This is a genomic window from Promicromonospora alba, assembly GCF_042654905.1.
GTDB classification, from domain to species: Bacteria; Actinomycetota; Actinomycetes; order Actinomycetales; family Cellulomonadaceae; genus Promicromonospora; species Promicromonospora alba.
Genome location: NZ_JBHSFI010000004.1, coordinates 913,314 through 922,036, shown reverse-complemented (window position 1 = coordinate 922,036; position 8,723 = coordinate 913,314). Strand labels below are relative to the sequence as shown.

The following is an 8,723-nucleotide window of genomic DNA, read 5'->3' as shown; positions in this document are numbered from 1 at the left end:
TCGATGCCGGGCACGCGTGCGGCGACCGAGCGTACGACGTTGGAGCGATGCACCATCCAGTCGTCAATCCGCAGGTCACCAGTCGTGGTCACGCGCTCTTGCCCCCCTCTGCGCATAGTGTCCGGATTTGTTGCGCTGGCCAATGATCGCACCACAACTCTGTTTCCGCGCAAGTGTTCGGGTTCTTCGGCTGCGGGCTCTGTCCTGTTCATCGGTGCTCACCTCCGGTTGGTCGCGAACGTCGTCGACACGACGTCGAGGCCCTGCGGCCCCGACGTCGCGTGGATGACCGCCAGCGCGACCTCACAGGTCGCGGCGATCAGGTCGCTCGCCCCCCACGCGTCCGCGAGACGGTAGAGGTTGACGGCGTCGCCCTCCGCATACGCGCGCAGGTATTGGGCGCCCAGACGAACGAGTTCGGGGTGCTCGGTGTGTTCCATGCAGCTCAGACGCTCGAGGCGCGGAGATGTCACAGCACTTCCGGGATTTTTCTTCGATTTCTCCCGAGACATCCGTTTCGGCCCTGTCTGGGGTCGAAGCGGACGCCCGAAACGGCGGTTCTGCGGGCGGTCTGCGCGCCACGTACCGCCGTCCGGCAGGGTCTGTGACCCAGGCCACATGCGATCGCATCAAGAAGTGCTGTGACTTACGGGGCAGCCGCGCGTCTTAGCTGCGACGCGGACGAAGTTCGGACCTCGCTGGGGGCGGGCCGAGCTACGACGCGTCGGACGGGAGCCATGGTTCGGGGCGCACCCCTCGCACCCCGAACCATGCGCTCTCGCCCCACGGCGCGAGCGCCGGCTCGGACCTCGCTGGCGGCGGACCGACCCGGCGCTCGTGCCTGTGGGCGACCAGGGGCGGTGTCCTGCCCGAAGTTTCCTTTACCCGGCTCGACGGGCGCACGTATCGTTGCCGCATGCGCACTGCACGCTCGCTGCTTACCTAGCCGCACCGGACCAGCCCCTCGATCGGGCACACCCGGTGCGGCCGCCCCTCCTTGCGAGGGGCTTTTTCGTGCCCGGACCCGATCGACGCACCGGAGAGCGACAGCGATGAGCGCGACGTACCCCACCCCCCGACCGGCCGACGAGGGCTCGGCGCAGGACCGCCTGTACGAGGCGTCCGACGACGGTTCCCGCCCTCGGCGGTACCTGCTGACGATGTTCCCGTACCCCTCCGGCGACCTGCACATGGGCCACGCCGAGGTGTTCGCGATCACCGACGTCGTGGCGCGGTACTGGCGGGCCAAGGGCTTCGACGTGCTCAATCCCGTCGGCTGGGACTCGTTCGGCCTGCCCGCCGAGAACGCGGCGATCCGCCGTGGTGAGCACCCGGCCGCGTACACGGAGGCGAACATCGCCACCCAGGCGGCGTCGATCCGGCGCTACGGCGTCTCGTTCGACTGGTCGCGCCGCCTGCACACCCACGAGCCGGAGTACTACCGCTGGACCCAGTGGCTGTTCGCCCGGCTGCACGAGCGGGGGCTGGCCTACCGGGCGGCGGCAGAGGTGAACTGGTGCCCGAAGGACCGCACGGTGCTGGCCAACGAGCAGGTGGTCGACGGCGCGTGCGAGCGCTGCGGCACCGTCGTCGTCGCCCGCACGCTGACGCAGTGGTTCTTCCGGATCACTGCGTACGCGGACCGCCTGCTGGACGACATGGAGCTGCTGGAGCCGGGCTGGCCGCCGCACGTGCTGACCATGCAGCGCAACTGGATCGGCAGACAGGACGGCCCGGACGGCACGACCTACCGCCTGCACGACTGGCTGGTGTCCCGGCAGCGCTACTGGGGCGCGCCCATCCCCGTGGTGCACTGCCCTGGGTGCGGCGAGGTGGTGGTGCCGGACGACCAGCTGCCCGTCGAGCTGCCCCATCTGGAGGGCGACCAGCTGGTCACCGGCGACGTCTCGCCCCTGGCCGGAGCACGCGACTGGGTACGGACGACGTGTCCGCGGTGCGGCGGCCCGGCCGAACGGGACACCGACACGATGGACACCTTCGTGGACTCGTCCTGGTACTTCCTGCGCTACCTGTCCCCGGGTTACGACGGCGGACCGTTCCGCCCGGAGGACGCCGCGCGCTGGATGCCCGCCGCGCTGTACGTGGGCGGGGTGGAGCACGCGACGATGCACCTGCTGTACGCGCGGTTCGTCACCAAGGTGCTGTACGACATGGGCCTGGTGCCCTCGCCCGAACCGTACGCGCGGCTGATGAACCAGGGTCAGGTGGTCAACCATGGCAAGGCGATGAGCAAGTCGCTGGGCAACGGCGTGGACCTGGCGGCGGAGCTGGACCGGCACGGGGTGGACGCCGTCCGGCTGGCGATGCTGTTCTCGGGTCCACCGGAGGACGACGTCGACTGGGCGGACGTCTCGCCCGAGGCGATGCGGAAGTTCCTGGCCCGGGTGCTGCGCCTGGTCCCCGACGCCTCGGACCCGGCACATCGTTGGTCGAGCTTGTCGAGACCCAGGTCTCGACAAGTTCAACCAACGGCGGACACGGTCGTCGCAGACGGCCCCGGCGCCCTGCGCACGGCGGTGCATCGCACGGTGCACGACGTCGACGGGCTGGTCGAGGCGGGACGGTTCAACGTGGCGATCGCCCGGCTGATGGAGCTGGTGGGCGCGGTGCGGCGGGCGTCGTCGGACGGCGGGACGGGGCAGCCCGGGGAGACCTACCGCGAGGCGGTCGAGGCAGTGGCCGTGCTGCTGAGTCTGTTCGCCCCGCAGAACGCCCAGGAGCTGTGGGAACGGCTGGGGCACACGACGCCGGTAGCGGCGCAGCCGTGGCCGACGGTGGATCCGGCACTGCTGGTGACGACGGTGGTGGAGGCGGTGGTCCAGGTGGACGGCAAGGTGCGCGACCGGCTGCCGGTGCCCGCCGACGTCGCGGCGGCGGACCTGGAGCGGGCGGCCCTGGCCCGGCCGGCCGTCGCCCGGGCAGTCGGTGACCGGGCGGTGCGGCGGGTAGTGGTGCGGCCGCCGCACCTGGTCAGCGTCGTGCTGGCCTAGGCGGTGCCACCCTGGTCGAGCTTCGCGCGCAGCGAGCGAAGCTCGGCGAGGATCTCCCGGTTCTGCGCGGCCAGGTTGTCGAGCCGCTCGTCCTTCTGCTCGTCGTCCTTACGCTCCTCCTCGGAGATCTCCTCCATGCCGTTGACGATCACGGCGATGAACAGGTTCAGCACCGCGAAGCTGACCACCAGGATGTAGAGCACGAAGAAGACCCATGCCCACGGGTGGGCCACCATCACCGCGCGGGCGATCTCGGGCCAGGCCTCGCCGGTCATCGCCTGGAACAGCGTGAACAGCGAGGTCCCCAGGTGCCCGAAGTACTCGGGCGCGGCCGTGGAGAAGAGGCCTGTCGCGATCACCGCCGCCACGTAGATGACCAGCACGAGCAGGGCGCCCACCGCGCCCATGCCCGGCACGGCCCGCAGCAGGCCGTCGACCACGCGGCGCAGTGACGGCACCACCGTGATCACGCGCAGCACGCGGAGCACCCGCAGGGCACGCAGGGCGGACAGGGACTCGCTGGCCGGGAGCACCGCGATGCCGACGACGGCGAGGTCGAACAGGTTCCACGGGTCGCGGAAGAACTTGCGGCCGTGGGCGACGATTCGCAGGAGCAGCTCGACCACGAAGAAGCCGAGCATGGTGTGGTCGATGCCCATCAGGATGTCGAGCGCGGCTCCGCTCACCATGGTCTCCGCGCCCAGGATCAGGGCGTTTGCCAGGATCACGACGAGGACGAGGTTGACGAACCACCTCTGGTCGAGGAACGCGCGGAGCCGCCCCCGCCAGGTGCGTGGTTCGATCCGTGGCTCGGCCGGTGTGCCGATCGCCTGGTTCATGCGGTCTCCCTTGCTGTACGTGCCCGGAGTCCTTGCTCCGGTCCTGCCTCAGGCCCTTGCCCGGCCGAACTGTAGCGCGGGCGTCCGCCTCGGTTTGCTGCGTGCAATGTCCCGATTTGGGACTGATTCGGCGGGTCCGGTGGCAAGTCGGCCCGAACAGTGCTGAGGTAGTCGCAAGCAAGCCACACCACTCTGGAGGAAACACATCATGGGTTTCTTTGCGTTTCTCATCCTTGGGCTGATCGCCGGCGTGATCGCCCGTATCGTCATCCCGGGTAAGCAGCCGGGTGGCTTCTGGCTCACGCTGCTCCTCGGTGTGCTCGGCGCCATGCTCGGCGGCTGGCTCGGCGGGCTCATCTTCAACGTCAGCCTGGACGAGTTCTGGTCCTGGGAGAGCTGGCTCTTCTCGGTGATCGGCGCGATCATCGTGATCCTGATCGTCCAGGCGATCTTCGGCCGCCGCAAGACCGCTTGATCGCAGCACACCGCGGCCGCGTCGCCATCCTCGTCCTTCTGACGTCGGTGGTCGGCGCGGCCGCGGTCGCGTGTACGGGCGGCGGCGCGCCGTCGTCCGCGAAGGGCCCGGTGCCCGACGACGTCGCCTCCCACCTCAGCGTCGAGGTGGCGCAGGGCCGCGAGCAGTACGCCGAGCGGGAGATCCGGCTCGAGGTCACCAACGACTCCGACGAGACGATGACGCTCCTGTCGGGGGCCCTGCGGACCGAGCAGTTCGGGCCGTCACACCCCACCAAGGAGGGGCGCACGCTCGTGCTGCGGCCCGGCGCCACGCGCGCTGTCTACGTGGGGCTGGGCGAGGCGAGGTGTGGGGACCTGGCGGCGGAGGAGGATGCTGCGCCGTCCGCCACGATCACGCTTGCCCTCGGCGAGGGCGACGACCTGGGTCCGGCGACCGACATCCCCGTGGACGAGGTAAGCGATCCCGTAGGGCACCTCGCCCGGAACCACACGGTGGACTGCTCGGCAGCGGCCGTAGCGGCCGGCGCCGGCCTCGCTGTCGATGCCGACGTCCCCGTCGAGACCCGCGACGGTGAGCTGACCGCTCTGGTCACCCTGCGGATCGAGCGGGTCGACGGCGGCCCGGAGGTCACCCTCGACCGGATCGCCGAGACGACCCTGATGAGCAATGCGGACCCGGGTGGACACGCTTCGGGCTGGGCCGGCCGGGACCTGGCGGGGCAGGAGTCCGGCGAGGTGGTCCTCGCCGTGGTGCCCGCCCGCTGCGACGTCCATGCGGTGGCTGAGGACAAGCGGGGCACGTTCCTGCCGGTCTCCGCACGCGTCGGCGGCGTCCGGCAGGAGCCGGTCTACGTGCCGATGCCCGACACCGCGCGTTCTGACCTCTACTCCTTCGTCGCGGACTACTGCGACTGGCCGGAGTGAACGACCCCGGACACGCGAGAGGCGCCGCCTCCGGCGTCGGGCGGAAACCCGGCGCGGAGGCGACGCCTCGCGATGTGCTGCATTCGATGTACTGCGGTAGTTCAGGCTCTATCTGTGTCGCCTGAGCCTGCGGTTCCGCTCCGGGCGCGTGCCTCGTTCCTCGGCCCGCACCCTGCGCTGCACCTACGGCTCAGACGACGCGGATGAACGTCGGGCTGTTCTGCCACATCTCGGTGTAGCGCACCGGCATGCCGGCGGCCCACGCCTCGATGATCATGCCGTCGCCCGCGTAGAGGGCCACGTGGCCGGGCGTCCAGACGATGTCGCCGGGCTCCGGGTAGGTGACCTGGTAGCCGGAGCTGAGCATCGCGCCGGACGAGTGCGGCAGGTTCACGCCGAGCTGCGCGTACACGTACTGGATGAGGCCGGAGCAGTCCATGCCCTCGGCCGGCGAGTTACCGCCCAGCACGTACGTGATGCCGAGGTAGTTGAAGGCGACGTTGATGGCCTGCTCGCCGAGCGGTACCGGGTCCGGCGCGTCGACCGAGACCACGGCGGGGCCGTCGCCCTTCTTGCCGTCGGCGTCCGACGAGGTGCCCAGGGCTTCCATCTCGATCGGCATCTTCGCGTCGGACGGGACCGTGACGGTCGGGGCCGCGGCAACTGCCTGCTTGGCCACCGCGGTCAGGGAGCGCAGGTCGACCGTGTTCAGCTTGGCGGACTTCACGTCGGTCTTCAGATCCATGGCGGGGGCCGCGTGGGCCGTCGTCGCGATGGTCGAGATCAGGACGCCACCGGCTGCTGCGGCGATGGCTCCTCGGCGGGCTACGGTGCCTGCGTTCTCTGTGGCGGTACGAGCAAGGATGGTCAGCGGCGTCATGGCCGGACGGCTGTCACGATGCCGTCCGCGAATGGAGTTCGTCACCTAAATGTCTCCTGTACCGCCTGCGAGGTCAGCTGTCGGGTTCGGGTAGGAGTACACACCCGGCCGCACGGCTACTGGGGGGTTCCGTCCGGCTTCACCCCGAGGGCGACGATGGTGCTGTCGCCCGGGAAGGTGGGTCCCCCGCTCCTGTCTCGAACGTCTGGTCATGAACCGGTGACAGGATTCGGCGTCCGGTTCACGGCCCCGCCGATGTGGTGGGGCAGAAGTCAAAGTACACACCTTCCCCAGAAAAGTCACGATCGGGTTACGCATTCCGGTCTCACCCGCAGAAGGCGCAGATTTGCGCCGTTCCGGTCTTCATGGGCTATGACCGACATCACATACATCGGCTACCGTTCGGCGGCATGGGTGAAAGCGCATATCGCGTCTCCGCCTGGTGGGTGCTTCCCATCAGTGCCGTCGTCTGGTGGGTGTGCGGGTTTCTGCCTTGGCTCCTGCAGGCGTTGTACGAGGTCATAGGCCTTACTGAGGCCTCGGCAGTGCGTTCCACCGGATTCCTGCCGCTGCCGTTCACCGCCGACGACGCAGTGGTCGGTCTGGTCGTCATGGCGCTGATCGGCGGCCTGCTCGGCGGCGTCACGGCGGGCATTCCGGCTTCGGCGAGGGCGGGCGCGGCTGCCGCGACGACGGGCACCTTGCTCGCCATGTCCGCAGCGGGCGGTGCCTCGTACCTGCTCGCGATCCGAAGCAGCGCTCCCGGTGATGCCGCACCGCTCGGGATGCTCGTCGTCACCGTCGCTGCCGGGCTCGTAGGGCTGGCGGCCGGCCTCCTGGTGGCCCTGGGCCCGGCCGTCCTGCGTGGGCCCGCCCTGGCCCTGCCTGTCGTGCTCCTGGACGGCTGGCTGTGGGGTCTGGTGCCGGGCAACCTGGTGTCTCCCACCGGAACGTGGTGGATCTTCGCGGTGGCGCTCGGTATCGCGTTCGGCCTGGCGGTGGACAGTCGGCCGCTCGAGCTTCTGGGCTGGCTGCCGACCGCGGGCATCGTGTGGGTGCTGCAGGCAGCAGGGCCGGCCCTCCTGGCCGTCCAGGAGAACATCTGGCCGGGCTCAGCGCTCACGGAGAACCCGCTGTCCGCGGCGGCGATCGTGGCACACGAGCTCGCCTCGGCGGCGATGGTGCCCGACGTGCACCAGCTGGGCGCCTGGGTGGTCGCCCTGCTGCTCGGTGCGGCGATCGCAGCGCTCCGGCTCTCCCGGGAGGCGGCGGACGAGGGCGAGCTGTCCGAGGCCTGGGCCTGAGGCGGCAGCGCGCGTTCCTGCTGGTTGCGGGCGTGTAAATTTTCACCCGCCGTGCGTCTCCGACCCTGTTCGACGCTTGTCCGGTCCCCATAGGTTTGTCCCAGTTCGGGGGTATCCGGCCCGCGAGCGAACACATGGGGGCACACATGAACAGGAAGTCACTCGTCGGCGCCGCCACCTCCGCGGCGTTCACCGTGGCGGTGCTCGTCGCCGTGGCACCCGGTGCGCAGGCCGCCACCAACGACCCCCTCCGGGACAAGCAGTGGGGCCTGGACCAGATCAACGCCGAGGCCGCCTGGCCGGCCGGCACGGGTGAGGGTGCGGTGGTGGCCGTCGTCGACACGGGCGTCGACTTCGACCAGCCGGACCTCGCCGGCCAGCTCCTGCCGGGTGCCACCTTCTCCGGCTGCGCGGACGTCCGCCCGTGCGGCGACGGGGACTTCAGGGGCCCCGACGGCCAGAACGACGGGGACGAGCACGGCACGCACGTGGCAGGCATCGTCGCCGCCGCGGCCGACAACGGCATAGGCGTCGTGGGTGTGGCCCCGGGCGCCAAGGTCCTCCCGGTCAAGGTTCTCGAGGCCGGTTCGGGCTCGTCGCAGGACATCGCGGACGGGATCCGGTGGGCCGCCGACAACGGCGCCGACGTCATCAACCTCTCCCTGGGTTCGGCCCCGGGCGGGCAGCTGCTGACGATCATCGGCCTCGACACCCTGATGCGCGACGCCATCGCGTACGCCCGCGAGCGGGGGGTGCTCACGGTCGCGGCGGCAGGCAACTCGTCGACGCCGCTGTGCACCGACCCGGCCTTCAACAGCGCGGCCATCTGTGTGGGGGCCACGGACTCGGCGCGCCTCCATGCCTACTACTCGGAACTCCCGATCAAGCTCGACCTGAAGAGCGTCTCGGCGCCCGGCGGCGCGGGTGGCCTGAACGGGTGCGACGGCGACGTCTGGTCCACGGTGCCCGTGGGCACGGGCTCGGATACGTGCGCAGGCGGCAGCTACGACGCCTACGCGGGCACGTCGATGGCGACGCCGCACGTGGCCGGCGTCGCGGCGCTGCTCTACGGCCAGGGCCGGCCGATGGCAGAGGTCGAGAGCGCGATCCTCGGCACCGCCCGCGACCCGCTCCTGGGCCTCGTCGGTGTGTGGACCCCGCTGTACGGGTACGGCATCGTCGACGCGGCCGCGGCGGTCGCGTACTGACCTGACCCGACTGCCGAAGTAGAGCGCCTGTCCGAGTCTCCCAGGCGATACCAGGGAGACTCGGACAGGCGCTCTACTTC

8 protein-coding genes and 1 riboswitch are annotated in these 8,723 nt (G+C 70.3%); of the genes, 5 read left to right on the top strand and 3 right to left on the bottom strand.

Annotated features, from left to right (window positions below; translation table 11 throughout):
• Window positions 1-218: 218 nt before the first annotated feature.
• Window positions 219-440 carry a hypothetical protein gene (locus tag ACFO6V_RS15060; protein ID WP_116673088.1) on the bottom strand — a complete coding sequence of 74 codons (222 nt, stop codon included), beginning with the start codon at window positions 438-440 and terminating at the stop codon, window positions 219-221.
• A 612-nt stretch (window positions 441-1,052) separates the two neighbouring features.
• On the opposite strand from ACFO6V_RS15060, the gene ACFO6V_RS15055 reads away from it, so the two are divergent.
• Window positions 1,053-3,011: a class I tRNA ligase family protein gene (locus ACFO6V_RS15055; protein ID WP_377136597.1), complete on the top strand. Its 1,959-nt coding sequence runs from the start codon at window positions 1,053-1,055 to the stop codon at window positions 3,009-3,011.
• On the opposite strand, the gene ACFO6V_RS15050 is transcribed toward ACFO6V_RS15055, so the two are convergent.
• The gene (locus tag ACFO6V_RS15050) at window positions 3,008-3,850 is read right to left on the bottom strand and encodes an ion transporter (RefSeq protein WP_377136596.1); all 843 of its coding nucleotides are present in this window, start codon (window positions 3,848-3,850) and stop codon (window positions 3,008-3,010) included. The genes ACFO6V_RS15055 and ACFO6V_RS15050 overlap by 4 nt on opposite strands.
• Before the next feature lie 208 nt (window positions 3,851-4,058).
• Between ACFO6V_RS15050 and ACFO6V_RS15045 the strand changes: the two genes are divergently transcribed.
• Both ACFO6V_RS15045 and ACFO6V_RS15040 read left to right on the top strand, forming a co-directional pair.
• Window positions 4,059-4,325, top strand: a complete 267-nt coding sequence (locus ACFO6V_RS15045; protein WP_116673091.1) for a GlsB/YeaQ/YmgE family stress response membrane protein — start codon at window positions 4,059-4,061, stop codon at window positions 4,323-4,325.
• Complete coding sequence (locus tag ACFO6V_RS15040; protein WP_377136595.1) at window positions 4,322-5,251, top strand: hypothetical protein; 930 nt, start codon at window positions 4,322-4,324, stop codon at window positions 5,249-5,251. Before ACFO6V_RS15045 ends, ACFO6V_RS15040 begins: the two co-directional genes overlap by 4 nt.
• Window positions 5,252-5,441: 190 nt before the next feature.
• On the opposite strand, the gene ACFO6V_RS15035 is transcribed toward ACFO6V_RS15040, so the two are convergent.
• On the bottom strand, window positions 5,442-6,176 hold the full coding sequence (locus tag ACFO6V_RS15035) for a C40 family peptidase (RefSeq protein WP_377136594.1): 735 nt from the start codon (window positions 6,174-6,176) through the stop codon (window positions 5,442-5,444).
• A 2-nt stretch (window positions 6,177-6,178) separates the two neighbouring features.
• Window positions 6,179-6,376: riboswitch (cyclic di-AMP (ydaO/yuaA leader) on the bottom strand.
• 300 nt (window positions 6,377-6,676) lie between these two features.
• On the opposite strand from ACFO6V_RS15035, the gene ACFO6V_RS15030 reads away from it, so the two are divergent.
• The gene (locus ACFO6V_RS15030; RefSeq protein ID WP_377136593.1) at window positions 6,677-7,435 is read left to right on the top strand and encodes a hypothetical protein; all 759 of its coding nucleotides are present in this window, start codon (window positions 6,677-6,679) and stop codon (window positions 7,433-7,435) included.
• Between the two features lie 146 nt (window positions 7,436-7,581).
• Window positions 7,582-8,643 (top strand): S8 family serine peptidase, encoded by a 1,062-nt coding sequence (locus ACFO6V_RS15025; RefSeq protein ID WP_377136592.1) that lies wholly within the window; start codon window positions 7,582-7,584, stop codon window positions 8,641-8,643.
• Window positions 8,644-8,723: the final 80 nt, after the last annotated feature.